The 25,368-nt window shown below is 65.5% G+C and carries 21 protein-coding genes; 4 read left to right on the top strand and 17 right to left on the bottom strand.

All coding sequences use genetic code 11. From position 1 onward, the window contains the following. Positions 1 to 25: 25 nt before the first annotated feature. From ACOZ4H_RS05345 to ACOZ4H_RS05325, 5 genes are all read right to left on the bottom strand, one after another. Positions 26 to 1,627 carry an FAD-binding domain-containing protein gene (locus tag ACOZ4H_RS05345; protein ID WP_424328320.1) on the bottom strand — a complete coding sequence of 534 codons (1,602 nt, stop codon included), beginning with the start codon at positions 1,625 to 1,627 and terminating at the stop codon, positions 26 to 28. Positions 1,628 to 1,782: 155 nt separating this feature from the next. Beyond that, positions 1,783 to 2,415 (bottom strand): helix-turn-helix domain-containing protein, encoded by a 633-nt coding sequence (locus ACOZ4H_RS05340; RefSeq protein ID WP_424328319.1) that lies wholly within the window; start codon positions 2,413 to 2,415, stop codon positions 1,783 to 1,785. 73 nt (positions 2,416 to 2,488) lie between these two features. After that, positions 2,489 to 3,187 carry a class I SAM-dependent methyltransferase gene (locus ACOZ4H_RS05335; RefSeq protein WP_424328318.1) on the bottom strand — a complete coding sequence of 233 codons (699 nt, stop codon included), beginning with the start codon at positions 3,185 to 3,187 and terminating at the stop codon, positions 2,489 to 2,491. Beyond that, complete coding sequence (gene merB, locus ACOZ4H_RS05330) at positions 3,180 to 3,851, bottom strand: organomercurial lyase (protein ID WP_424328317.1); 672 nt, start codon at positions 3,849 to 3,851, stop codon at positions 3,180 to 3,182. Before merB ends, ACOZ4H_RS05335 begins: the two co-directional genes overlap by 8 nt. Before the next feature lie 231 nt (positions 3,852 to 4,082). Continuing rightward, positions 4,083 to 4,370 (bottom strand): hypothetical protein, encoded by a 288-nt coding sequence (locus tag ACOZ4H_RS05325; RefSeq protein WP_424328316.1) that lies wholly within the window; start codon positions 4,368 to 4,370, stop codon positions 4,083 to 4,085. Between the two features lie 120 nt (positions 4,371 to 4,490). Between ACOZ4H_RS05325 and ACOZ4H_RS05320 the strand changes: the two genes are divergently transcribed. Then, on the top strand, positions 4,491 to 5,003 hold the full coding sequence (locus ACOZ4H_RS05320) for a hypothetical protein (protein WP_424328315.1): 513 nt from the start codon (positions 4,491 to 4,493) through the stop codon (positions 5,001 to 5,003). 59 nt (positions 5,004 to 5,062) lie between these two features. Here the strand turns inward: ACOZ4H_RS05320 and ACOZ4H_RS05315 are convergent, their stop codons facing one another. The 7 genes from ACOZ4H_RS05315 to ACOZ4H_RS05285 are packed head-to-tail and all read right to left on the bottom strand — an operon-like array spanning position 5,063 to position 11,971. Further along, positions 5,063 to 5,596 carry a DUF7261 family protein gene (locus ACOZ4H_RS05315; RefSeq protein ID WP_424328314.1) on the bottom strand — a complete coding sequence of 178 codons (534 nt, stop codon included), beginning with the start codon at positions 5,594 to 5,596 and terminating at the stop codon, positions 5,063 to 5,065. After that, a complete protein-coding gene (locus ACOZ4H_RS05310; protein WP_424328313.1) occupies positions 5,593 to 5,997 on the bottom strand; it encodes a DUF7262 family protein in 405 nt (134 codons plus the stop codon). The genes ACOZ4H_RS05315 and ACOZ4H_RS05310 overlap by 4 nt, the downstream gene beginning before the upstream one ends. Continuing rightward, positions 5,990 to 6,694, bottom strand: a complete 705-nt coding sequence (locus tag ACOZ4H_RS05305; RefSeq protein WP_424328312.1) for a DUF7263 family protein — start codon at positions 6,692 to 6,694, stop codon at positions 5,990 to 5,992. Before ACOZ4H_RS05305 ends, ACOZ4H_RS05310 begins: the two co-directional genes overlap by 8 nt. Beyond that, positions 6,691 to 7,137, bottom strand: coding sequence for a DUF7266 family protein (locus ACOZ4H_RS05300; RefSeq protein WP_424328311.1), 447 nt, complete (start codon positions 7,135 to 7,137; stop codon positions 6,691 to 6,693). The genes ACOZ4H_RS05305 and ACOZ4H_RS05300 overlap by 4 nt, the downstream gene beginning before the upstream one ends. Continuing rightward, a complete protein-coding gene (locus tag ACOZ4H_RS05295) occupies positions 7,130 to 7,855 on the bottom strand; it encodes a DUF7289 family protein (protein ID WP_424328310.1) in 726 nt (241 codons plus the stop codon). Before ACOZ4H_RS05295 ends, ACOZ4H_RS05300 begins: the two co-directional genes overlap by 8 nt. Continuing rightward, a complete protein-coding gene (locus tag ACOZ4H_RS05290; protein WP_424328309.1) occupies positions 7,852 to 9,744 on the bottom strand; it encodes a type II secretion system F family protein in 1,893 nt (630 codons plus the stop codon). The genes ACOZ4H_RS05295 and ACOZ4H_RS05290 overlap by 4 nt, the downstream gene beginning before the upstream one ends. Continuing rightward, on the bottom strand, positions 9,734 to 11,971 hold the full coding sequence (locus ACOZ4H_RS05285) for a type II/IV secretion system ATPase subunit (protein ID WP_424328308.1): 2,238 nt from the start codon (positions 11,969 to 11,971) through the stop codon (positions 9,734 to 9,736). Before ACOZ4H_RS05285 ends, ACOZ4H_RS05290 begins: the two co-directional genes overlap by 11 nt. 259 nt (positions 11,972 to 12,230) lie before the next feature. Here ACOZ4H_RS05285 and ACOZ4H_RS05280 point away from each other — a divergent pair, with 259 nt between their 5' ends. Together ACOZ4H_RS05280 and ACOZ4H_RS05275 are read left to right on the top strand one after the other, a co-directional pair. Continuing rightward, entirely contained in the window at positions 12,231 to 13,454 is a 1,224-nt protein-coding gene (locus ACOZ4H_RS05280) for an FAD-dependent oxidoreductase (RefSeq protein WP_424328307.1), read from the top strand. Positions 13,455 to 13,542: 88 nt separating this feature from the next. After that, complete coding sequence (locus ACOZ4H_RS05275; RefSeq protein ID WP_424328306.1) at positions 13,543 to 14,394, top strand: translation initiation factor eIF-2B; 852 nt, start codon at positions 13,543 to 13,545, stop codon at positions 14,392 to 14,394. 6 nt (positions 14,395 to 14,400) lie between these two features. Here the strand turns inward: ACOZ4H_RS05275 and malQ are convergent, their stop codons facing one another. Beyond that, the gene (malQ, locus tag ACOZ4H_RS05270; protein WP_424328305.1) at positions 14,401 to 15,891 is read right to left on the bottom strand and encodes a 4-alpha-glucanotransferase; all 1,491 of its coding nucleotides are present in this window, start codon (positions 15,889 to 15,891) and stop codon (positions 14,401 to 14,403) included. Between the two features lie 214 nt (positions 15,892 to 16,105). Here malQ and ACOZ4H_RS05265 point away from each other — a divergent pair, with 214 nt between their 5' ends. Beyond that, positions 16,106 to 17,161 (top strand): glycosyltransferase family 4 protein, encoded by a 1,056-nt coding sequence (locus ACOZ4H_RS05265; RefSeq protein WP_424328304.1) that lies wholly within the window; start codon positions 16,106 to 16,108, stop codon positions 17,159 to 17,161. A 13-nt stretch (positions 17,162 to 17,174) separates the two neighbouring features. On the opposite strand, the gene ACOZ4H_RS05260 is transcribed toward ACOZ4H_RS05265, so the two are convergent. From ACOZ4H_RS05260 to malA, 4 genes are all read right to left on the bottom strand, one after another. After that, entirely contained in the window at positions 17,175 to 17,504 is a 330-nt protein-coding gene (locus ACOZ4H_RS05260) for a DUF7510 family protein (RefSeq protein WP_424330339.1), read from the bottom strand. A 126-nt stretch (positions 17,505 to 17,630) separates the two neighbouring features. After that, complete coding sequence (locus ACOZ4H_RS05255) at positions 17,631 to 18,575, bottom strand: sugar phosphate nucleotidyltransferase (protein ID WP_424328303.1); 945 nt, start codon at positions 18,573 to 18,575, stop codon at positions 17,631 to 17,633. A gap of 50 nt (positions 18,576 to 18,625) precedes the next feature. Then, the gene (locus ACOZ4H_RS05250; protein ID WP_424328302.1) at positions 18,626 to 23,161 is read right to left on the bottom strand and encodes a glycoside hydrolase family 15 protein; all 4,536 of its coding nucleotides are present in this window, start codon (positions 23,159 to 23,161) and stop codon (positions 18,626 to 18,628) included. A 122-nt stretch (positions 23,162 to 23,283) separates the two neighbouring features. After that, the gene (gene malA, locus ACOZ4H_RS05245; RefSeq protein ID WP_424328301.1) at positions 23,284 to 25,287 is read right to left on the bottom strand and encodes an alpha-amylase MalA; all 2,004 of its coding nucleotides are present in this window, start codon (positions 25,285 to 25,287) and stop codon (positions 23,284 to 23,286) included. Positions 25,288 to 25,368: the final 81 nt, after the last annotated feature.

The following is a 25,368-nucleotide window of genomic DNA, read 5'->3' as shown; positions in this document are numbered from 1 at the left end:
GCAACACTGGCAGACTCTTTACGAACTATTCGTCACCGAACGAGCCGAGACTGGTCTGGGTCCCGCCGTCTTCCGCGCCGTTCGACGCATCCGTCCCGTGTTCCGCGGCGATACGTGCAGCAGCCTCGCGGCCGCCGGAGAAAGACGCGCGGCGCGCGATAGTCGGGTCGCTCAGGGCGGCGGCCGCATCGGCACGAACCGCCTCGTACCGTTGACGGAACGCCTGCCGGGCCGCGTCGTAGTCGACGACCGGTCGGGGGTAGTCCTCGCCGACGTCGACGCCACAGGACGCCTGCACGTGGACCGGCGTCCCCTCAGGCCGGTCGAGGTACTCGTCGGGGAGGTTCTCGAGTTCGGGCACCCACCGACGAATGAACTCGCCGTCCGGGTCCTGATCGCGGACCTGCTTCCGGGGGTTGTACAGCCGGAGCGTCGGCTTGCCGACCAGTCCGCACTGGGACTGCCACTGGGTGTAGTTGATCGCCGCTGAAGCGTCAATGAGGTGGTGGTAAAACCAGTCCGCGCCGATCCGCCAGGGCTGCTGGAGGAGGTGGTAGTAGACCGAGGCACACATCGCTCGCATCCGGAAGTTGAGCCAGCCCGTCTCTTTGAGACACCGCATCGAGGCGTCGATCATCGGAAACCCGGTCCGTCCGTGCTTCCAGGCGGCCACCAGGTCGGGGTCGTACTGCGCCACGTTGAACCCCTCGAACACCGGGTTCACCGCCGTATCGAGCCAGCCGGGCCAGTCTTCGAGCTTCTGTTCGTAGTGTTTGTTCCAGAACAGCCGCGAGACGAACATCTCTTTCCCGCGGCCGTCGGGCGCGTGGGCCTCGATGTACTGGACGACCTGCCGCACGGAGAGACAGCCGAAGGCGAGGTACGGCGAGAGCCCGCTGGTCCCGTCCCGCGCGTCCGTCGGCGCGGAGATGTTCCCCGGGTAGTCGTCGATCCGCTCGGCGAACGCAGACAGCCGTTCGCGTGCTGGCCCGGTTCCGCCGCGCGGCACCGCAGATTTTGACGGCGTGAGGTCGTAGTGGTCCTCAATCGTGCTGATGTCGATGCCGCTGTCGAAGCTCCGAGAGGTGACCGTGCTCGGGTCCCAGTCGTACTGGTCGGCAGCGAACCACGCCGACACGTCGTCCTGCCACCCGTCGCGGGTATCAGCTCGGTCCCGCACCAAGCCGTCGCCGTCGACGAAGGTGACGTCACACTGTTCCCGCACGCGACGGTCCCGTTCCCGGCCGTACCGTCCCGTCGGAACGGCCATCGTCACGATGTCCCAGCCGGCCTCGCGAAACCGCCCCAGCACGTCTACCGGGTCCCCGTGGGCGTAGGTGAGCCCCCGACCGGTCGCGGTGTGGTACTGGTCCGAGAGGTCGGCCAGACAGTCGTGCAGAAACCGAACCCGGCTGTCACAGGCGAGGCCGTCCGCGCCGTAGAACGCCGGGTCAAACACGAACAGCGGGAGCATATACTCGGACGACGCAGCCCTCGCTACCGCGGCCTGGTCGCGAACCCGCAGGTGTTCGCGATGCCAGACGACCGTCCCGGACTCGTCGTCGGTGAGCGTCGGAATCGCGTCTCCCCGTGGGATGAGCGTGTCGTCCGACTCCAGTCCCGGCATACGCACCAGTCGAATCAGCGTTGGACCGCAGACACCACTGTCTTTCGGCTCCCGAAGCCACGCCGTTCGGGACCGTCGTTTCTGTGGCCGGATCAAACGCGCAGATGGCAACTGGTTACGACGAGTGGTCCGGATAGATAGTGGGGCCCAGACGCTCAGAGAATCTGCTTCAGGAGGTTCCGCTCGGCCCGCTGGAGGTGCTCGTTGACGGTCGAGGTCTCAAGGCCCAGTTCAGTCGCAACGTCGCCCGCCGAGACTTCCTTGGGAACTTCGTAGTACCCCATCTCCCAGGCCGTCTCGATGACCTCCCGCTGGCGGCTCGTCAGGCCATCGAGCAGATACTCGGGACCGTCGTACCCGCCGATTCGGTGGAGGGTCGGCGAGACACCCGCGTCCTCGTACCCACCGAGTTGGTCGGATATCGCCTCGTGGGGACCGACGAGCGACATCGTGGCGCCGTGTTCGTCGATCTCCGGGTCGCAGGTGCCGATTAGCTCGTCGGCCGTCGCTTCGAGACTAGCCGGGAGGTCCGGCGCAGTGAACGAGATCACGTACACATGCGAATCCACCCGCTCGGTTACATGGTTGTACTGGTCGACGTAGTCGAGTCCGGCGAGCGCGTCCTCGTCACAGCGCGTCTCGACTTCGATCTGCACGACCGCCCCGTTCCCGCGACAGGCCAGTTCCTCGAACGCGAGCAGACCGGCCTCGCTGGCGATCGAGAAGAGCTCCTCGATGCCCATCGCCGCCAGCTCACCGTCGGTGATACTGATCTCGGCTTCTCGCATACGTTTCATTTGAGTGAACATCGACTACAAGCTTGTGCCCAGTATACTGGGAAGTGGATAAGTCAGCAGGCCGTCACTCCGGACGGGCCTCGATAGCGGTGATGATACCGAGCAAAGCTGACGACGACTCAGTTGTCGTTAGCGGCGACGCGGCGACGACATCGAGTGGCTCCTGATTCCACCGACAGCTGTGTTTCTCGAAGTGGGCGTCCGCCCGCCAGTCCTGAAACCTGGCGATGGCTCCGACGCTGCTCCGACCGTGCTCCAACAAGAGAATCCGTCCATCGGGCGCACAGACGCGGCCCATCTCCGAGAGTGCCGCCACTGGGTCGGGAAACGTACACGTCGACAGGGAAGAGATGACGGTATCGAAGCTGTCGTCCGGGAACGCCATGTTCTGTGCGTCCATCTCGTACAGCGTCGTCTCTTGTTGGCTGTCTTCGAGGCGTTGCCGTGCCGCTGTGAGCACAGCATCACTGATATCGATGCCGACGTACTCGGTGTCGGCGGCGAGGTACGTGGCGTTGGTCCCGACGCCACAGGCCACGTCCAGGGTTCGGCCGGTGGCGTCGCCAAACAGCGCTCGGCGATATCGCCCACTGAGCGCCCGGTTCAGCCAGTCCATCCGGGCCATCGTCGTGGCCTGTTCCCGGTACGTCTCCCTGACATCGGCAATAGTATGCCGTTGCTGTCCGGCGAGCACGGAGAGTTTTTCATCATCTCGGGTCATCGTCGATATGTCACCGGTGTCACTGCCGTACGCATCAGTCATAATTACTCTCCGCGGTCAGTGCCCGAGCGAAGGCTGTTGCCCCCGAGAGCGGCGTCCCCACGGTCGCGGCGGGGACCTCGGTGGCCCACGCTTCGTACGCCTCACGGTCAGGGAAGGCCTTGACGTACGGACAAATAGCAGCGTAGCCGTCCTGCAACGTCGGATCACCCCCGGACCGCTCGTGTGCGTCCAGCGCGATACCGAGCGAGAAGACAGCCGTTTCGGGCGTGACTGAGAGTTCATCGCCCCCAACGGCGCGGGCTTCGACGACTGCCCCGTCGGGGCTGACAGTGTGAATATCGACCGGGCTGTCTTCCAGCGACGCGAGAATGACCGCGTCGTAGAAACACCGGAAATGGTAGCGCTCGCCGTCTACCGCACCCCAGTGGGCAGATTCCCCGTCAGTGTGGCAGAGTTGTTCGACATCGACGGAGCCGCCGCCAGCCCGCCGACGGATCTGCTCGCCCCACTCGGCCAGTGTATCGACCGACTCGACGCCGAGGAACCGACCGAGTGCCGTTCGCAGGTCGTCGGGAAGCTGCTTCTCCAGCGTGACCTCGTCTAGCCAATGCCCGCCGCTTCGAGTGTCCGTTTCCTGTTCGGTACTGCCACAGCATCTATCAGTGTCTTCGATCGTCGTGGTATCGCTGTCAGTGTTAGACATTCCGCCTGGACAAACGGGACATCAGCCCCTCGTCCTTGCTCCCAGTGTGCTGGGCAGGTTTATACGCGGAACGGGCGCACTACTACGCCGTTCACGTCGTGGATAAGTGCCGCAACGCAGGACAATCCGCCGTATGAACCGCCTCATCATGGCCCAAACCGGAGTCAATGAGAGCACCGCAGGTGATGTCGACAAGATGTAACGGATCGCCGGACAACCTTGGTATGTCGCTTACCGCCAGCACCGCCGAACAGTTACCGTCGCTATCACGGCGATCACGATGGGGACTGTCGTTGCGGGATACGAACCCACGAACAGGAACCCGAGGAAGCCGATTGCGATCGGTATCGACGCGGTGATCGGAGCGTACGGTCTGTGAGTCGTCTCTGGGTGTTTTCGGGAGAGTTCTGTGGCCCTATACTGGATCGGTATCATATCGCCACGGTCGTACCAGACGGTTGTCGGCCTGACTCCCACGTTACTGGAGGTATTTACTACAGAGACGATTGTCCCCACCATCTTACACGCCAGTCCGGGACAATGGCTTCAGGCCGATATTCAGTTCATCAGCTCAGGCAAGAGCCGGCGGTCCGTAGTCGTATCAGAAAGGTTACCCCGCGGGCCCCGTGCTAGCCGATAATGGAATTCGAGTCCACGCGCCGCCGCTTCATGCAACTCGCCGGAACGACCGCGACAGTATCGCTCGCCGGCTGTAACGCCCTCCAGGGAGGAACCAGCGATGGAACGGAGACGGGTACGGGGCCGCAAAGCCAAACCCAGACCGCAGAGCCTGCCACGGTGACGGTCGGCGTCGAACCGGACCAGGAACAGCTACGGGAGCGCCAACAGGAGATTCAGTCCGAACTCCAGGCAGGGAATCTCACACAAAGCGAAGCACAGGCGGAATACCGCACTGCACAGGAGAGCCTGATCGAAGAGGCGATCAGCTCCTTCGAGGAGCGGGCGACGTCCGATCTCGGTCTCACCATCGACGATTCGGTTTCCGAAGCCGGTGCGCTGTTGATCACTGGCCCGCCAGCCGGCCTCATCGATACCCTCTCGGTTGAGAGCGTCACCGGCCTCTTCCCGCAAGCGACGTTCGAACAGATACGGTCCCAGGTCCGAACCGAGACGCCGGGGGCAGCGGAATAACGCACACTACGGGCTATCTGCTGAGTTACGGCAAATGGGAAAGTTTTTGATTCGTATTCTCACCGCGAGGACCGACCGCTGGTTTCCAGAACCACGGTGACAGTGGTTTCGCCGCGTTCGGTTGTCGTCGTCACGTCGAAGCCGACAGCGAGAACGTGCGTACGGCCCACGCGGTTCTGAACGACGATACCGCGGTCGGCGACGCAGTCCCCGAACTGGCGGTCCGGCCCGCCCGGACAGTTCGCGTCTTTCCACTGCCGTGCCGCAGTGTGGTTGTAAGTGATATTGTAATGGACATTGTCCACGATTCGGGACGTTCTGAGTCGGTCAAGCGGTGGTCGCAACCCTGTGTGAACGGCCGACGTCGCGGAACCGTTGGCGGCCCAGGCGTACTGGTTCGGGATGGATGCGCTCTCAGTTGCGACGGCTCGCTCAAGGACCCGAAGCGCATCGACAGACGGATCGTCATCGTAGTCGGCCGCCGCGCGAACATCGTCGTGATACCCCAGTTGCAGGGATGCGAGGAGAATGGGGACGAGTGCCACAGCCACGACCGTGGCCGCAACGAGAACCAGCTGTCCGCGCCGAGTCATGCGTACCACACGATGATTCGGACGCTGCCGTGGCCCGTCGGGACAGTTGCAGTCCCGGTACTGACGCCCTGTGGAGTCGGCGTGCCGACCGCTCCGTGCGGTGTTTCGACCCGGAACAGAACGTTTTCGGGGAGGATGCGAGCGACTCGGTTCGAAAGCGCGTCCTGTTCGCGGTCGAACGCTTCCGGATTCGCAACGACTTCCTGAAGACGCGTCGCGCCGTCGTGTCGCGGCGGGTCGTTAGCGAGGAGTGCCGCCGTATCCGAGGCGTAGGCGTCGAGCTGTGGCCCCTGTCTATCCGGTGCCGGCGTCCCCAGCGCGAACCCGAGCGCGACGCCGAGAATCAGCACTGTGCCGAGCGCGACCTCCACGAGCGACAGCGGGAGTTGGGCTCTACGCATCGACGGTCACCACCAGGGTTTCTTTGGTCGACCGCGGGGCATCGTAGCCGATGGTCACGTTCCCGGGTTCGAGTCGGCCGGCGCGCTGGAAGCGTAGCTCTGTCGTCTCGTATGGCACCAGCGGGATCTCGTAGCTGCCATTCAGCCCGCTCCGGTTATGGAGGACGACTCGGTCATTAGCGCGGACCGTCCAGACGGTCGTGCCGGCCGGCGGATCGATGGTTACTGTGGCCTGCGCGCTCCGGCGCGGGAGCGTCACCGCGGCGGTTGTCGCCAGGTCGGGTGTGAGTGTTCGTGTCTCCAGAGACTCGACCACGACGAGTCGGCTGATCCGCGTGCCGCTGTGAACCGTTCCACTGCTTGCTATCTCCTCGTCAGCCAGCTCGACGCTGACCGCATACTCACTGGCCGGCGGTGCGCTCCGCTTCAGAGCCGATCGGTCGAAGCCGTCCACTCGGGATTTATTGAGTACGTTGCTCCGGGCGGCTAGTGGACCGTCCGCCGCGACGAGTCGGTCAGCGATAGCGGCGGCGACCCGACGCTCGTCAGGTGCTCTATCCGCACCAGCGATCGCGGTGTCCGCCATCGCGACCCCCAGTCCGGTGACGACTGTCAGAAGCACGAGCGCGATGCCCAACGCCGGTAGCGACGTCTGGGCACGCGCGGAATTGTCAGAGCGACGGCTCGGCGCGGTCATCGCTCAGCCTCCAGTGTCACTGCCACGCTCCCCCGTGTTCCAGAGACAACGACCACCGTCGAACTGCCGCTCTGCCATTCGCCTTCGAGAGTATCGACTCTATCGGGCAACAGTGGCTGTGTCCGGCCGCCGATTTCGGGGTCAGGATGGTCGAGCACGAGGGTATCACCGTCAGTCTGGATGGTGTATCCTACGCCGTCGATGGTGTCCGGCAGCGACACCCGAACAGTCGCCGAGACGGCCCGAGCAGCCGGCGGGACAGCCTGCTCGACGCGGGCCGTCGCTTCGGCGAGCGTCCGGTCGCCGAGTTCCGCTCCGACGGCCGATTGATATGCCGGGACAGTGCCGCCGTACAGCGTGGTCGTCACTAATCCGATGTACAGCAGCACCAGTCCCATGCTCAGTAATTTCTCGACGACCGTGCTGAGCGCGCGGTTATCCATGCCCCACCTCCGTCCGCATGTCGTGGCGGACCAGATACAGCGTCGGACGGCCCGGGAACGTCGCCACGACGCTCGGGACGCCGTCGCCATCGATATCTCTGACTCGCGTAGTTGCACCGACCCGCTGGAAGTACTCGGCGAACGGACGGGGCGTCTCCGTCTCGATAGCCACGCTATAGTTGTCGGCCGGGAGCCGCTCGCGCTCGTGGCTGACGTTCTGCCGAATGCCCACGGACACACCGCCCGTCCCGGACACCGTTCCGCCGCTGGCGTTGACGAGCGGTGCACCGACGATGACCGCCGTGTCGTCCCGCGTCGCCGTCACCGGCGGATCCGTGTCGAGCCACGCGTTCCCCGCTGTCCCGCGCACGACGCTGCCCCCGAGAAAGCGAACGCGGTTGTCGCCGGAGTCGTACACGATCGCGTCGATGGGGACCGCTCGCTGGACCCCAGAATCGTTGAGGACGCGCAGTTCCCGTTCCGTTGTGGTTAGCCGCCCCTCAGTAAACCGGACGCGAGCGGTCTGGTGACCCGTCTGCTCGACCGGCCGGAACGCTGTCTCGAACGTGTTTGCGACGCGGGTCTCATCGGCGGTCGCAATGTGGCCGTCGACGACGGTCCCGACGACAGCCGTCAGTCCACCGAGCGCAACGACTGTCAGCCCCAGCAGCAACACCACGCCGACGACGTGTGACTGGGCGTCGGTGTCGGTCCTCAAATCAGACCAGCCCCCGCAAAGACGACGTAGGCAATGAGCACCAGCCCTGAAGAGTGTAACAGCGCCTCGTAGATCCCGCGGCTCGCCGTGCCGGCGAACCAGCCACAGGCCAGCATCGTCGCCTGCGTGACGACGTAGAACCGGTGTTGTTCCCGGACGGGTTTGATCGCAGTCGGGTCGAACGCGATGTTCGCACCGCCCGAGACCGACGACAGTTGCGCGAAGCTATCGAGGACGTAGACGTTGACGGCGACGGTGATGCCGATGACAAGCAGCGCTGTCGTCCAGCCGACCGCAACGTACACGAGCAGGGCCGAGCGGATTGATTTCCGGAGATGGTACAGTTGCCCTATCTCCGTCTGTAGCGTTTCGAACACGTCCTCCGCGTCACTCCCCGTATCCAGCGCGCCGACGACCAGTCCGATGGTCTGTTCGGCCATCGGCGTGCCGACGCGGTCGACGAACTGGTCCAGTGCCGCGGCCCGTCTGTCGGCCGCGGCGTCGCCTGGACTGTCACCGAGCGAGAGCGTGAACGCGAGGGACTGGACGTCGCTGGCGAGCGCACCGAGTTCCACATCGTCGGCGACGCGTCGGACCGCTTCGGGAAACGGACGGCCCAGTGCGACGTGGCCGGCGACAGCGTGGACGAAGTCCTGAATCTCCCGGTCCTTCGCGTCGTCCGCTCTGGCCCGGCGGACCGTTACCACACCGACAGGGACGCCAACGGTTGCGTACGAGAGTAGCGCAACGTTGACCGGACGGTAGCCCAGCGACCAGAGGCCGACCGCGACGACGGCACCCAGCGGCACGCAGGCGAGGAGCGCGCTCGCGGGATTCGAGGGGATGGTTGCGAGTACCGCGATGGGACCGTCCGGCAGGCTGTAACTCGGGGCGGCCGTGTTCCGCGGCCGGAGCGTAGCGACGACGAAGGCCGCCAGCAGCCCGGCGGCCATCACGAACGCCGCACTACCGTAGACGACAATGGCGCGGACGGTTGTCTCCCCGAGCGGTGTCGCAACAGGCTCGGAGAGGCCGGGTGCGAGAATTCCCATCACGGTGACGATGAGCACCACGAGCGCTGGCAACACCAGCAGCACGACGAACAACTCCGCGAGCAGTTCGAGATAGCCGGTCGCCCGCTCGTGCTGTCGGCTCTGTTCGTGTGAGAGCAAGCGCCCCTCCATCTCCAGATATCCCTCTAGTGCCTCGGCGCTCTGGTTTGCGTGTTCGCGGAACTTCAGCAGGAACGGCGCAAGCAGATCCCGCGAAGGGGTTTCACTGGCGACCCGTTCGAGACCGGTGTCGAGACTGCCGGTGAGAATCCCCTGATTGAGCGCACGCCGGAAGGCGACTGCCGTCTCGCCGTAGGCGTCCTGTTCAGCGACGGCGCGTAACATCTCACGCCGGTCATGGGTTCCGGAAGCGAGGACTCTGAGGTATCGGACTGCACCGGGGAGCGTGGCTGCGATGTCCGCGCGCCGCGCGCTTGCGACCCACGAGAGGTACCGGTTTCCGGCGACGAACACGCCCCGCTTGAGCGTGAGTCCAGCGACGGTTCCGAGACCGGTGGCCACGAGAAGCCGGGGGACCGCTGGCAGCGCCAGCCGATTGATAACCGGGAGGCTCTGCTGGAGCACCGCGACGAACGAGTCGAAGGTCCCCGGCGGCACGAGCATCGCTGTCGTCGCAGTTCCGACGACACCCACAACGAGCGCCAGCCACGAGAGCCCGTATACCCTGGCGACGTAGACGCCGAAGCCGGCGCTTGGATAGGCGGCCCGGTAGCGGTCGCGCGTGCTTGCGTGCCGGCCATCCTCGGCGTGGTGGGCAAACAGGGCGTACAGCCCCCGGTCGAGCAGGCCGAGCGTCCCGCCGCCCTCAGTCGTCACCCGCACCGACCTCCAGTTGCGGATTATCCGGAGCGCCGGCCTGCCGTCGCAGTCGCTCGACGGTCGCTGCCTCGTTCGTCTCCAGATCGGCGAGAACGCTGAACAGGTCGTCAAAGTCGGTCAGGCCCTCCTGAACGAGGTACTGGACGTAGCGGTGGCGACGGTGGAACGCGTCCTCGACTGCCGACACCGGTTCGTCCCGGAGGTCCGAAAGACGGTCGAGAATGCCGGTGTCGACCTGCCGCCGGTCGTCGCCGAACTGCGGGTGGTCGTAGGCGAGTTCGAAGCTCCCGTCGGGCCGCCGCCAGCAGACGCTGTTCCAGTGGATGGCCGTCCCGTCCTTGTGTATCGTCCCGTTCCGGTCACTCCCGCTCTCGACGACAGCGGGGTCGTCGACGAACTCGATAACCTCGCCGACGTAGCGCTCCCCGTCGACGTATCGGGGGAACACGACGAGGTCAATCTCTTCGAGCAGGTAGGTCGGCAGTCCCTTCTCGATGACGCGATTGACGAGCGATTCGATATCGTCAGCGTGTGTCGTCCCGATGACGCCGTGGCCAGTATTGAGCGTTTCAGCGAATGTTTCGAACGACGCGGCCGTGTTGATTTCCGCGATGACCTCCACGTCTGGGTTCAAATAGTTACACTGTGTCATCAGGTCAGCCATCGTCACTCGGCGGTGGTCCCGCTCGTGGTCTCTCGTGGTGAGCGAAACCCCGGTCTCGTGGGGAATCCGGACCTCACGCGACCCTTCGTCGATACTGATTGGGCGGTCCCGATACGGGATGAACGGCATATGTGCGTTCATCAGCGTCGTCTTGCCGGCTCCGGTCGGCCCGGAAAAGAGGACGACGCCGTGAGCCTCGTACAGGAGCCACAGCAGTGCGACCAGTTCCGTTGGCAGCGAGTCCCGCTGGATCAGGTCCACCGGCGTCATCGCGTCGCCGGACTGCTTCCGTATAGAGATGTGTGGGCCGCCTTCGCTGATAGTCGGCAGGGCAACAGCACAGCGGATGGTGTCGTCGGCGTCGTGGAGGCCGTCCCCGTCCGGGTCGATGTTGACCTTCGCGCTCGGGTTCGAGGCGTTGAGTTCGACGCCGTCGTCGGCGGCCAACTGCGTGACGACGTTGACGAAGGCCGCTTCCGAACCGAAGGCAAGATTGGTCGGCACCCGGCCGTTGTGGCCGAGGTCGGCGCGTGGGAGGACCTTCACGCGTTCGTCGACCCGGTTTGCCTCAATGTCTTCCAGCGTGTGGTCCCGAATCGGGACGGTGAGTTTGCCGTATCCGACTAGGTCCCGAAGCACGTAGTACAGCAGGTCGTCAAGGCGGTCGGCGGCGAACCGGTGATCGACCGGCGGCACGGCGAGGTCGAGTTCGGCCAGCGCCGACCGGAGTCGATAGCGGGCGGCGTCGACCCACTCGGTCGTGTTGCGGACGGTCAACTGGCGCGCCAGCAGTGAGCGGGCACGCTCCCGCACGAACTCGACACGGTCTTCGACGACACCGTCGACGCCGGTCTCCCAGACGCGCTCCTTGCACACCTCGATGAGCTGCTCGTCACCGGGGAGCAGGTCCGGCTCTCTGACGGCGTACTTCGTCGTGAACGGGTCGGCACCGAGGAGATGCTCGCGGTAGACGACGACCGGAATTTCGAACCCCTGAAACCGGACGGTGTGGCGTTCGACACGCTCGCTCGCAAAGCGGTTGAGATACGCTGGGTCCGATCCCAGGTCGGTCTCGGCCGGGGCGTAATCGTCAGTGTGGACGACGACGCCGTCGTCAGTCACGTCGGCGACATCGATTCGAGAATCAAGCGCATACGGGGTCAGATCGTCGAAACACGCCAGCGACGAGAGCGCATGGTACTCGATTCGACGGCGACTCGCCGGTGACGCGTCGATCAGCCGGTCGATGACTCGGCGGTGTTTCGCGTCGAACCCGCCATTCATTCGCTCCACAGCCCCCTCACGCGTCCGTGGTCGCTCGATGTTTGCACCTGAGAAGTGTGACTCGATGGTCGACAGCGCGTCATCCTCCGGCGCTGAAAGCACCGGATCACGGACATCGTACCGGAACCCGCTCCGTTCCCGGCGAACAGTCACGACGACGCCCGGATACACCTCGTCTTGCTCGCGAACGTCCGGCGCGTACCAGGCGTCGGCGGCGTCCGGTGGCATCGGTGCGGGGACCACCGGTGCGGTCTCCGTGTCAGCCTGTACGGTCATACGAAGGTTTAGATTTGCCTCGTCACTTAAAGTTGTAGACTTGCTTTTTCGTAATTTAAACTCGAATCTATATCCAGAAGATCGATAAAAACGGAATGGGAGTAATACGCACGTCCGTCTATCGACCGTTCGAGCCAGCAGCACTGCGCTGTGTCCTGTCCACCGGCTGCAACCAGTCTCTCCCCGCTGAAACGGGATACACAGTTATCGAAACCCCCGGTATCGGTAGCATCTTACGTCAGCTGACCTAACAGTACACATGGCGATTGATACGGATGTCCTCGTCGTCGGTGGTGGCGCGACCGGCGCTGGCGTCGCTCGTGACCTTGCACTCCGTGGTATCGACGTGACGCTCGTCGAACGCGACGGGCTGACCAGCGGTACCTCCGGGCGCTCGCACGGACTGCTGCACAGCGGCGCCCGCTACGCCGAGGCGGATCGGGTCGGTGCAGAGGAGTGCATCACCGAAAACCGGATACTCAAGGAGATCGCCGGGGCCTGCATCCGCGACACCGGGGGCTTGTTCGTCCAGCTCGCCGAGGACGACCCCGACTACTTCGAGGCCAAGCGGGCGGCCTGTGAGGATATCGGCATCCCCGTCGAGACGCTGGACGCCGACGCGGCCCGGGAGCGAGTGCCCGACCTCGCTTCGGACATCGAGCGCGCGTTCGAGGTCCCCGACGCCGTCATCTACCCGTCGCGGCTCGTCGCCGCAAACGCCGCAGACGCCCGCGACCACGGCGCGGCGATACACCCGCACGCGCCTGTCGAGGACGTGCTTGTCGAGGACGGACAGGTGACTGGCGTGCAGGTCGGCGGGGCAATCGACGACGCTATCGAGGCCGACTACGTCGTCAACGCGACCGGTGCCTGGGCGGGCCGGTTCGCCGCGATGGCCGGCCTCGACGTCGAGATGCAACCGACGCGGGGCGTGATGGTCTCCGTCGAGTACGACGACCTCGGGCCGGTGCTCAACCGCTGTCGGGACCCCGACGACGGCGACATCGTCGTCCCACACGAGCGCGAGGCCGTCCTCGGGACGACGAGCGTGCCGGTCCGCGACCCGGACGAGTACGAGACGGAGCAGTGGGAGATCGAGGAGAGCATCGAGGAGTGTGCGGCGATGCTGCCGCCAGTTGCAGACGCACCCGAGGTCCGGACCTGGTGGGGCGTCCGGCCGCTGTACGCCCCAGACGAGGACGAGCGGGGCGGTCGCGGCATCTCGCGGGGCTTCTTCCTGCTCGACCACGCCGACGGCGGCGTGGACAACATGGCGAGCATCGTTGGCGGCAAGCTGACCACCTACCGACAGATGGCCGAGGCGACGGCCGACCTCGTCTGTGACGACCTCGCTGTCCACGCCGACTGCCGGACCGCCGACCAGACGCTCCCGAGCGTCGACGACCCGGAGCAGTTGGACGCGCTCGTGGCCGAGTTCGACGGTCAGGGACCGACCGACGAGGACGTGGTCAAGTCGGCGTAACCACGCCTATCGTTGTCATGACTCAAGACGGATGGAAGGGCGATCCGCCGGCTGTACCGTTATAAGGGAGGGAGTCACAGATAAACGCATGATAAACGAGACCGTGCGGCAGATCGAGGAAATGGAGACACAGAGTTCCTCTATTGCCGCCGTGAAAGCCGCTGAGGCGCTCCGCGAACTGACAGAGCGCGAGTGCCACACGGTCGAGGACTTCCTCCGCGTGGTCGAGCGCAACAGCAGCGCGCTCCAGCGGGCGAACCGCTCGCACGCGCCGCTGTACACGACACAGCAACGCATCGTCACAGACCTGAAAGACGCCGACCCCGACTCTGTCTCGGCGGCCAAGGAACGGTTGCTCGACACAATCGACGAAGTCGTCACGGAAATCGAGACCAGCAAGGACCGCGCGGCCGAGCGGGCGGCGACGCTCATCGACGACGGCGACGTGCTGGTGACCCACGAGAACTCCTCGACGGTGATGGCGACGCTGATGAGGGCGCTCGACGACGGCAAGGAGTTCCACCTGTACGCGAGAGAGTCCCGGCCGCATTTCCTGGGCCGGCGAACCGCCCGCCAGTTGGCCGACCGGGACGGGGCCGACGTGACGCTCATCGTCGACGGTGCGGCGGGCCACTACCTCTCGGAGGCCGACCGCGTGTTCGTCGGCATGAACTGCCTCATCGACGACACGGTGTACAACCGTATCGGGACGTTGCCGCTGGCCGCGACGGCCAACGAGATGGACGTGCCCGTGACCGTCGTCGGGACCTCGTCGAAGTTCATCGGCAGCGGCTTCTCCTTCAGGAACACGTTCCGACAGGGCTCGGACGTGATGCTCGAACCGCCGGAGGGGTTCGACATCGGCAACCCGGGCTACGACGCGACGCCGACCCGGTTGCTCGATACGGTCGTCACGGAAGACGGTATCCTGCAGTTCTGAAGGTACTCAGCGGATCGTCCTGTCGGTGACCTGTCTGAGCCGTTCGGCGACCTCGTCGTCGAGGGCGTCTTCGGTCACCCGCCACTGCCAGTTCCCGGTCGCCGTGCCGGGGACGTTGAACCGGGCGTCGCTGTCGAGCCCGAGCAGGTCCTGGACGGTCGTCATCGCGACGACGGCGTTCGAGTTCCACACCGACTCGATGAGGTCCCAGTTGATCTCGTCTCCGTCGGTGCCGAGGTTGTAGTGGAGGCAGTCCCGCTGCCGGTCCGAGAGGTCGCGGTAGTAGCCGACGATAGTGTCCGTGTCGTGGGTCGAGGTGTAGCCGACGGCCGACTCCGGGTAGTGCATCGGCTGGTACATATGCCCCTCCTCGCACCAGTCGGCGTACTGCGGCACGCGCATGCCGGGGAAGCCGAACCGGTCCCGAAGCGCGACGATGCTCTCGTCGAGAAAGCCCAGATCCTCGACGAAGAACGGCAGTTCACCGAGTCTGTCTTCGACCGTCTCGAAGAAGTGCGCGCCGGGGCCGTCCCGCCACTGCCCGGCGGCCGGGTCCTCGGCCTCGGCCGGAATCGACCAGAACTCGTCGAAGCCCTTGAAGTGGTCGATGCGGGCGATGTCGACGAGGTCGAACAGCCGCTCGAACCGGTCGACCCACCAGCCGTAGTCGTTCTCTCGCAGGGCGTCCCAGTCGTACACCGGGTTCCCCCACCGCTGGCCGTCGTCGCCGGGATTGGGCGGGACGCCGGCCACCTCTGCAGGGTGGTGGTCGTCGTCGAGTCGGAACACCTCGGGATACGCCCAGACGTCCGCCGAGTCGAGGCCGACGTAGATTGGGAGGTCGCCGACAAGATCAATATCCCGCTCGGCCGCGTACTCGGCCAGCGCCTGCCACTGGCTGTCGAAGCACCACTGGACGAACTTGTGGTAGCGGATGTCACCAGACAGTTCGTCCCGGTACCGCTCCATGGCCGCCGGCTCTCGCGTTCTGATATCGTCCGGCCAGTCCATCCAGCCGGCGTCGTCGAACTCGGCTTTCAGCGCCGTGAACAGCGCGTAGTCGTCCAGCCAGCCGGCCTCGCGGTCGCAGAACTCGGTGAACGACTGCTGGTCCGCGTCGCTTGCGCTCTCGTCGAAAGTGGCGTACGCGTCCCGGAGCCGGGCCTCCTTGAACTCGGTCACGCGGTCGTACTTGACGTGCTGTTGTGAGAGGTCCTCCGGTGGTTCGATATCGTCCTCACCGAGATAGCCACGGTCGACGAGATCGCGGAGATCGATGAGCAGCGGGTTTCCGGCGAAGGCGGACGACGACTGGTACGGGGAGTTCCCGTGGATGCTCGCCGTGGGACCCAGCGGACAGAACTGCCACAGCGACTGGTCCGCCCGGTCGAGGAAGTCGACGAACGCCCGCGCGCCGGCACCGAGGTCACCGATGCCGTGTGGCCCCGGGAGCGACGTCTGGTGGAGAAACACGCCACTCTGCCGTTCGAATTGCATACGCACCTGTTGCCCTGACAGGCATTTCAATGGGCGGGGTTTTTCGAGGCGAGGGGCGCGAACGAAGTGAGCGGCCCTCGGCGAAGCGAGCGGGGAGGGACGACCCGCGAGCAGTGAGCGGCCGCAACAAAGCGAGCGCTGGATGCCGCGAGAGGGGAGTACGCAAACATATATATTGTATCCATTTGATGCTATGAGAGAGCCAGTTACAGAGATGCCACCGAACGTTCTGATGCTTGGCTGGGGCTTCCCACCCAACATCACCGGCGGGCTTGATACCGCTATCGGGGAGCTGTTCGAGCAGCTCGAACCGAGAGACGACGTCGAGTTCGAATTGGTGTTGCCCGCCGAGTACGCGCCGCCGGACCGCGACAGCATCCACGGCGTCTCGACGGGAAGCGGCGACATCATCACCCGCATCGGCCGGCTGGCCGGGGAGTTCGCCGACCGGGCGGCCGACGCCGACATCATCCACACGAACGACTGGTTCGGCTACAACCCCGGTTCACGGGCCAAATCGTCACACGACGTCGAATGGATCTCGACGTTCCACTCGCTGTCGGCGGACCGGAACGTGACCCCACCACAGCGGGAGGTCGAGACGGAACAGCGGGTCGCCAACCGCTCGGACCACCTCGTCGCGGTGAGCAAGTTCACGCAGCGACGGATCCGCGAGCAGTACGACGCCGACTCGACGGTCATCTACAACGGGTTCTCGTCGGTAGAGCCGACGGACCGGGACATCAAAGCGGAGCTCGGTATCGACGGGAAGATGCTGTTTTTCGTCGGCCGACACACCGACCAGAAGGGGCTCTCGTATCTGTTGTACGCGCTCTCGAAGCTCGGCCGGGACGACGTCAGCCTGGTGCTTGGCGGCTCGGGCCACCTCACCGAACAGCTCGAGCGGTTCGCGGAGCTCCTGGGCGTCGAGGACCGGGTCTACTTCCCGGGGTATCTCCCCCAGTCGGAGCTCGGGGACTACTACAACAGCGCCGACCTGTTCGTCTCGCCGTCACTGGCGGAACCGTTCGGCATCACTATCGTCGAAGCACTGTCGGTCGGCACGCGCGTCGTCGCCTGCGAGAGCGGGGCCGCGGAGCTGTTGAACGAGGACTGCGTCATCGAGGTCGAACCCGACTCCGACTCGATTGCCGAGGGCATCGAGTACGCCCTGTCGCTGTCGACGCCCATCGAGTACGAGGTCCGGACCTGGGAGGAAGTGGCCGACGAACACGTCGAGTTCTACCACGAGGTTCTCGACGAAGCCTGACCGGCGGCCCCGCCTATCGGAGAAAGCGAACGTCCGTGACCGGCTCCGGATGGACGATCAGGTAGCCGTCGGCGGTCGGCTCCAGCCCCGTCACGGACGTTGTGTCGGTTTGGGTCCGATACGGGCTGTCGGCGGTCCCGTCAGCCGACTGGTAGGGGCTGTCGTAGGGCGTCTGTCTGTCCTCCGGCGGGCGGTCGAAGTCCTCGGGCGGCAGGTATATTTTCTCGCCAGATGCCGAGCGGACGACGACGGCCGTATCGCGGTCGCCCGAAACGTCGATTCTGGTCCGGCCATCGTCGATTGTCATCTCGAACGTGACTGGCTCGGTCTCTGATTGGCCCATGTTGTCAGATGACTTGCTCATGGCGAGTAGACGGTGCTGTGTCACTTAGTCCTTCGCCAGCGGCCCGGTGACCGAGGGCGGGCCGTCCGAATCCCACACCCGGGTGTAGCTCGGGTGAGCGACCTATTAGCGGTTGATGATAAGTGACCCCGACATATTGAGCCCCTCGACGTGGACATCTTCACCGAGAATCGTTTCGTCGAGGGCGCAGTCGTGGACTTCGGCGCCCGGGAAGATGATGGCCCGTTCGAGACTGCTGTCGGTCACTTCCGCCCCGGCCATCACGTGGACGGTGTCGCCGATCTCGGAGTTCTCGACAGTCGCGTCGGGGTGGATGAGCGAGCCCCCGTCGAGTTTCCACTCGACCGTCTCGAAGTACGAGTCGGGCGTCCCGATGTCGAACCAGACGTCGTCGAACGTGAACGCGTACACCGGTTCCTGCTGTTGCAGCCAGTCGATGTACCAACCGGGTTCGTCAGGGTTGTTGTCGCCCGAGAGGTACTCCTCGAAGCGAAGCGAATCGGCCGGGAAGGCGTAGCAGGCAATCGAGACGAGCGTGCTCTTGGGGTTGTCGGGCTTCTCCTGGAAGTCCACGACGCGCTCGCCGTCGAGTTCGACGAGCCCGTAGGACTTGGCTTTCTCCCGCGAACCGACATCGTAGGCGGCGAGTGCCGGCCCGTCTCGCGCCTCGAAGAAGTCCAGAAACTCCGATGGGTCGAAGCCGATGAGGTTGTCGCCGCCGATGATAAACAGGTCGTCGTCGATGTCCTCGCGGTCGATCAGTTGCGCGAGCGCGCCGACGACGCCGAACTTCTCGTCTTCGTCCTCCGTGCTCTCGACGGAGAGCTGGACCTTCTCGTAGCCCATCTCGTCGATGTGGATCTGGAACTCGTCGGCAAAGGCCTCGTTCGTGCTCAGGTACGTCGTCTCGATTCGGTCGTCGGCTTCGAGTGATTGCAGGACTCCATCGATGACGGTCGTCTCGCCGACCGGGAGCAGCATCTTCGGTCGACGACGAGTGATCGGCCACAGTCGTGTCGCGTAGCCGCCAGCTAGAACTATCGCGTCCATATCCCACAGTCAGACCCGAATTATAAAGTGGTAACTAATTGTTGGTTTCTCTAGAGGTTAAGCTGCCAGACGGTCGTTCCGGCGGTGACCAGGTCCTCGTCGTCCGCGGCGGCGACGATCACCTGGTTCTCACCGGGGTCGACGTCGACCGCGACCTCGAACTCACGGTCTTCGACGGGGATGTACGTGATATCGGCAGGGGTCTTGACGACGACACAGACACCGGTCGTCTCGCCGGAGACGACCAGTTCGTTCCCGCGGAACTGCGTGTCGACGCGCAACGCCGGGCTGCGGTCGGGCGTGTGGGCTCGGCGCTCCCGGTAGCGCTCGTCGACGAACGCCGGCGTCTCGACCGGCTCGCCGGCGCTGATGCCGTGAGCCAGCCGCACGTATTGGGCCATCGACCACGCCAGCGGCGTCGCCGAGCCGGTCCCTTCGGCGAACTCCCAGTCGTAGTCGGTCGCGTGGCCCCGGTCCCATATCTGTTCGGCGATCATCCGGCCGGAGTTCGCCACGTCCTGCATCATCCGGAGGCAGTTCTCGGGCGGGATGTCCGGATCGTCACGGTGGAGTTCGTACTCGGCGCGCTCGCCGGTGAGCAGCGGCCAGAGGCGACCCTTCCCCTTGTGTTCGACCGTCCACGGTGCGCCCTGGTCGTCCCGGCCACGCTCGCCGTAGCCGTCGCCGTTGTACCGGTAGAACCCGGGCGCGTGCTCCGTGTCCACGCTGATCGTGTCGTCAACCTCGACGAGCGAGTTCCGGATTGCTTCGTCGTCGTCGGGTTTGATGCCAAGTCGGACGAGTTCGAGGAAGCCGCCGTCGATGATGTTCCGTTCGTCCAGCGTCGGGCCGTCGTTGGCGAGCGTGCGGAGGTGGCCCGTCTCGGGGTTCCCATCGAGCGTGACCCGCGTGTAGTAGGGCGTGTTGGTGTGGCGCTCGGTCCCGGTTTCGGTCGCGGTCCAGGCCTCCACGTTGTTCGCCCACTGGTCGGCCAGCGCCAGCCAGACGAGCGCATCAGCCTCGTTGCCGGTGTCGAGTGCGAGCTTCGCCGCACACGCGAGGCCGGCGATTTCAGCCGCGATCGAGGACGGCGAGAAGCCGGCCTCCTCCTCCCAGCGTTCCTGGGCGGTCTCGGGACCGTGGCGGACGACGTACTCGGCCGACCGCCGGACGTTCTCGTAGCTGTACTCGACGTCATCGAAGCCGACGCCGCTCTCGGCGAGGCGGTACGCCATCACCTGCGGGAACGAGATGTTGTCCATCTGCTCTCCCCCCCAGCGGGTCGTCCCGTTGACGTAGGTGTTCTGCGGGATGAAGCCGGCCTCGTCCTGCTGGTACTCGTAGATGTACTCCAGTTGCTCCGTGGCGATATCCAGCGACCCGATAGCGTCGAACACGCTGAACACCTGGTACAGGTCCCGGGACCAGACGAAGTTGTAGCCGTAGCCCTTGGGCTCCTCGGCGTGGACGGCCTCGCCCCACGGCACGGACGGCGAGGCAATCGACGCGCCGCGGTAGGTCTTGTCCTCGACCGCTAACAGCGTCATCAGTGCGGTTCTGTACTGGTTCGCCAGTTCCTCGTCGCCGGCAACCGACTCCGGGAGTGGCTTGTCCGAGAGGAAGTCGGCCCAGCTGTCGGCGTACTCCGCGCTGACTGTCTCGTAGCCGCGGTCGAGCGCGCCGTCGGCTTCGCCCAGCGCGGCGGCGGTGTCGGCCTGCCGCGCGAAGCCGAGCGCGACCGTGTCGCTGACTCTGGTCCCCGAGTCCAGCCGACCGATGAGGACGAGGTTCGTCCCGTCGATGGATTCGACCGGGTCCGGGAGGTCGCCGTCGGAGTACAGCCCGTCGAGGCGGTCGCTGCCGGCCGCGCCGACGGTTGCCCAGTCGAAGCGCCCGGCCGCGGCCATCGCCACGGCGATGGAGTAGGCGTCGCCGTTCTCGTCGACGAGCAGGTCGTTGTCCGTCTGGTCGGTGTATGCGCGGGGGTTCCGGCCGACGAGGTGGTAGCTCCCGGGCTGGCCGTATCTGATGGCGCGGTCCTCGGTGACCGTGCTGGTGAGCGCGATGTCCGCGACCGAGAACACGTCGTATGATTTGCCGTCCTCGGCGCTGAAGGACACGTCGGCGACGATGGCGTCGTGCTCGGGGTCGGTCGCGTAGTCGACGGTCAGCGTCCACTCGTGGCCCCGGCCGTCGCCGGTCTCGGTGAAGACGTGGCGATAGAGGAGCGCCTCGTCGTCGACGGGCTCGACGCGTCGCCTGACGCTGTCGTCGGTCCGGCGGTTCTCCCGGTGGGTCCGGACGGCGTAGTCCGTCTCGTCCCTACACCGGACCAGAAAGTCGAGCGTCCGCAGGTTCATCAGGTCGACCTGCGGATAGCGAGCCTCAGTCAACGCGCCCTCTGTGAGCGTGAACCAGACGCGGGAGGGGTCCGGTTCGTCGTGGTCTGCGACGGTGCCGACGCCGTACTTCTCCCCGGTCGTCCAGGTCGGGCGCTCGCTCGGCCCCTCGGTCCCGGCCGATGTCGTCGGGAGCGCGTTCAGCTCGTCCAGACGGGCAGTCGCGTGGAGCCGCAGCGCGTGGGACCAGCCAAGCGGCGTCGCACTGTCGAGGGCGCCGTCGTCGAAGGCCTGTTCGGCGAGGTAGCCGGCGTCGGTCGTGAGCGGCCCGTCGTCCTCGAGCAGTTCGTACAGGTCGCTCGCGCGGTCGAGGTAGGCGTCGCCGCTCTCGTCGCGGTCGTTCAGCATGTCGCCGACGCGGGCGGCGGCGAGGGCCCCCATCGCCGTCGTAACCGTCCAGATCTTCTCGCTGTCCTGGTGCCCGGTCCGCCAGCGGTCGCCCTCGTAGCGGGCCAGTCCCGCGACCCGGCTCTCGGTGGGGTTCCGAAAGAGCGTGTCGAGCGTCGTGCTCACGTGATCAGCCAAGCGGGTGAGGTGCTGATCAGGAAGCGTGGTCGACTCGACGCCGTCGTACTCCTGCAGCGCGTCCGCGAGGTGGAGCCCCGCGGCGTCGATGCGGTGGTCCGGCGTCCCGTTTGTCAGCCCCATCACGTACACGCCCAGATCATCGTCCCAGAGCGTATTCAGCCCATCCAGCAGCCGGTCGGCTGCCGTCAGGCTCCGCTCACAAACCGACTCGGGCATCGGAGCGCGGCTCACCGCGGCGAAGGCCTCGATGAACGTCGCAGTGGTGTGCGTGAACTGGCCGATGGAGTCCTCCCAGACGTTCTGGCACGGCTCGGGGAGGTCGTTGGCCGCGATGTCTTCGATGAGCGCGTCGACGGCCGCCTCGATTGTCTCCCGAACCGTCGCCGTCAGCTCGGCGTCCATCTTGCTGCGGTGTGTTCGCAACAGTGTCGCGAGCAGGGCGGTGACGGTCGCAGTCTGGTCGGCCTGGTACTCCGGCGATTCGGCGTTGTGCTCGACTCTGGCGTTGGCCCAGCCCGGCGCGATAGCCCCGGTGTCGGCCCAGACGCGGTGGGGCCACCGCCCGTCCGAGAGCTGACTGTCACAGAGGAACTCCGCGCTCTCGGTCAACATTTCTACGGTGTCGATATCGAGTCGGTCGCCGGCTTCGAGCAGATGCCGGGAGACGGACGCGTCGTCGCGGAACCAGACGTAGCCGTAGCCGCCGGAGTTCGAGTAGAACGGGTCGAACTCCGGGGCGGCGATGCGGCCGCCGGTCGGCGAGGACAGCAGGTCAAGCACCCGTAGGTCCATCCGTATCGAGTCCGAGCGCGGCATCGAGTCGGCCACGTCGATACGGGTTCGCTCCCGCCCGGCCTGTCGGAGATCGTCGGACGTCGTATGCTCCGTCACACAGTCGGCAAGGTCGAGGAGTGCCGTCTCCCGGTCGACCTCGTCGTGATTCGAGAGCTGACTGACCAGCGTCGTGTCCTTGCTGCGCCCGGACCGGTCCAGCGGTGCGGTCACGAGGAAGTCGCCGGTGAGCCGCGTCTGGTCGCGTCGCTCGACCGGTGCCGACCGGGGGAACTCTATCGGGCTGTCTTCGAGTATCTCTGTGATGCGCTCCGGCCGCTGCCCGGCGACGGCGTCCAGCCCGGTCGACGAGGCGAGGTAATCGTGCTCTCGCCGATGGTACACCTCCAGGACGCGCGAGTTATCGGGCCCGGCGTCCTCGTGGATCAGCGAGCCGACGCCGCTGTCGCTGCTGTCTGGGGCCAGCGTGACGAACGCCACGAGTTTGGCGTTCTGTGGAACCGCCCCACGCATCGCGACGTGCGTGACGTGTGCCCGTCCCAGCGTCAGGTCGTACTGGTGGACCGTGAACGACCCCGCGTCGTATTCGGTCTCGACGAGCCGCGTCTCGCGGTAGTAGTGCTGTCTGATCGTCTCCAGGTCACTGAACCACCGTGTCTCGTCCCCAAGCATAACCCCGAGTCGGGAGCGGTCGATACCGGAGAGCCCGGAGAGCGAATCGGAATAGTCCTTCAGCGTGCCGTCTTCGCCGACGTGTACGAGGCGATCACCGTGCCCGGAGAAAGAGCCTGAAACAGTCCTGCGCTCCTCTGGAAAGCGCTCATGACGAGTCCGCTTGTATTCGTTGAGCGCTGTCGAAAGCCGCATACATATCAAAGCAGACCAATCTCTATAAACTCCTGTGGTTCGTACAAATTAGTGATATCTCGGTGTATTGACTTGATTCCCAGCGAGAGCAGAGTCACCGAACCGAAGCAGCCTCCCTGCGACTACTGACTCAGGTCGATATCGGCGGCCGGGAATACGCCGACGCTGTCGACCGTGACGGCCGTGCCCCTGTCATCAGCGGCCCCGCACTGTTCGCCGGAAACGAGGTCGGCTTCGCCGGTTTCGGCCGGCAGCCCGACCGTCGTCGGCTCGCTGCTGAAATTGAGCACTACGACAGCCGCGTCCGCCTCAGTCGTCCGGGCGTACGCGACGACGCGGTCGGACGGACCGTCCCGGACCTCGTACGGGATTCGAACGAGGTCCGCGTCGGCCGACAGCGCCGGCTGGTCGTGTCTGACCGCGGAGAGGTCACTGACGAACGACTGGAGCGCCTCGTCGGCGTGGTCCCACGCGAGGTCGTCGCGCCGGCCGCGCTGGCCGAACTCCTGGCCGGCGTACAGCAACGGCGCGCCCGGGAGTGTGAACAGCGCACCCACGGCGGCCTCGGCGGCGTCCCGCCCGTAGTCGACGATGTACCGCGTCTCGTCGTGGTTCTCCGCGTACAGCATGAACGACGCGTGCTCCGGGAAGCCGATCTCCGCCCGTCCCTCGATGGCACCGAGGACGGCCTCGGCATCGCCGCCGCCCCCGACCTGCCGGAGCGCGGCGTAGGTCGTCGAATCGAAGTGCATGTCGAACAGCCCGGCCTGGAAGTCGGGGATGTACGGGATCGTCTCGTCCAGTAGCAGGAACTCGCTGTCGCGGTCCTTGCAGTAGTCGTGGATCTCGCGCCAGAAGCTGTTCGGGACGGCCCAGGCCATGTCACACCGGAACCCGTCGACCAGTTCGGCCCACTGCGCGACCGCATCGAGCAGGTGCCGGCGGACCGGCAGGTGATCGAAGTTGAAGTTCGCGATGTGCTCCCAGTCGAAGTACGTCTCCGGTTCAGTGTCGGTGCGCCACTCGTACCAGTCGCGGTACTCGCTGTCCGGGTCGTCGCGGGCGGACTCGAAGTAGGGGTGGGTCCGCGCCGAGTGGTTACACACCAGATCGAACAGCACCTTGAACCCGCGGTCGTGGGCCGCCTCGACGAACCGCTCGTAGTCCGCGCGGGTGCCGAGGTCCGACGCGATTTCGAAGAAGTCGGTGATGTTGTAGCCGTGGGGCGCGTGGTCGTTCTGCAACACCGGCGTGAGCCAGATGACGTCGACGCCGAGCGAGTCGAGATAGTCCAGGCGGTCGATGATCGCGTCGAAGGGCGATTTATCGCTGTCGCTGGCGAACGTGCGGACGTAAATCTCGTAGATAGCCGAGTCTTCGGCCCAGGCCGGCGCGTCGTACGGTCGGCTGGCGGCGACCCCCGCGCCGCTCGCCACCGTCTCGATGCCGTCCCCGTCGCGGGTGAACTCGACGGCGTCGGGCACGCTGTAGCCGTGGTCCCCGACTGCGACGGCGTGGATGCGAGCGCGCTCCGGGAGCGCGTCCAGCGGAATCCGGAGGTCCGTCCCGTCCCGGGTCACCGTGTCGCCGTCGATGTCGTCGCGGTCGTCAAGCAGGAACTCGACGGCGAGGTCGGCGGCCGTCTCGGTCCCCTCTGGATGGGGGCTGCAGTCCGCGCGGACGACGGCTTCGTCGCCCTCGATTTCCGGCCGCAGGGTCAGCCGGGGGCGGCCGCCGCCCCCGTCGCCGTCACTGCCGTCCCCTGCCTGGGTGTACTCGTCGCCGTCGCTGTGGCCCGAACCGCTTCGCCCGCCGGAGACGCCACCGCTTCGACCGCCTGCGCTACCGGAACGTCCAGAGGTGTGTGCCCCGCTCGATTCGAGGGTCCCCGGGAACGCGCGGACGGTGAGGTCGTGCTTGCCGTCCGGTGCGCTAAGGCGGATGATGTATCGGCCCGGCGTGTCGGGGACGAAGTGTTCGACCGGGTCGTCTCCGAGTGTGGCAGTGGACTGTACTGGTGCGCGCGCGACGTGCCAACTGTACGTCGCTGTCGGGTCCGGGTCCCGGGGTGCGAGCTCGATCTCGTCACCCGTCGCCACGAACCGCGGCGGTCCAGGATGGTGCATAGGTTCACTGCGATTGTCAGTGTCTTTGTACTTGGGGTCGCCGAGAGCTTCCCACCGCCGGCAGCACCGCTTTCTGGCCGC

Source organism: Haloarcula amylolytica (assembly GCF_049705545.1).
GTDB lineage: Archaea > Halobacteriota > Halobacteria > Halobacteriales > Haloarculaceae > Haloarcula > Haloarcula amylolytica_B.
This window is presented reverse-complemented; position numbering and strand designations above follow the sequence as displayed.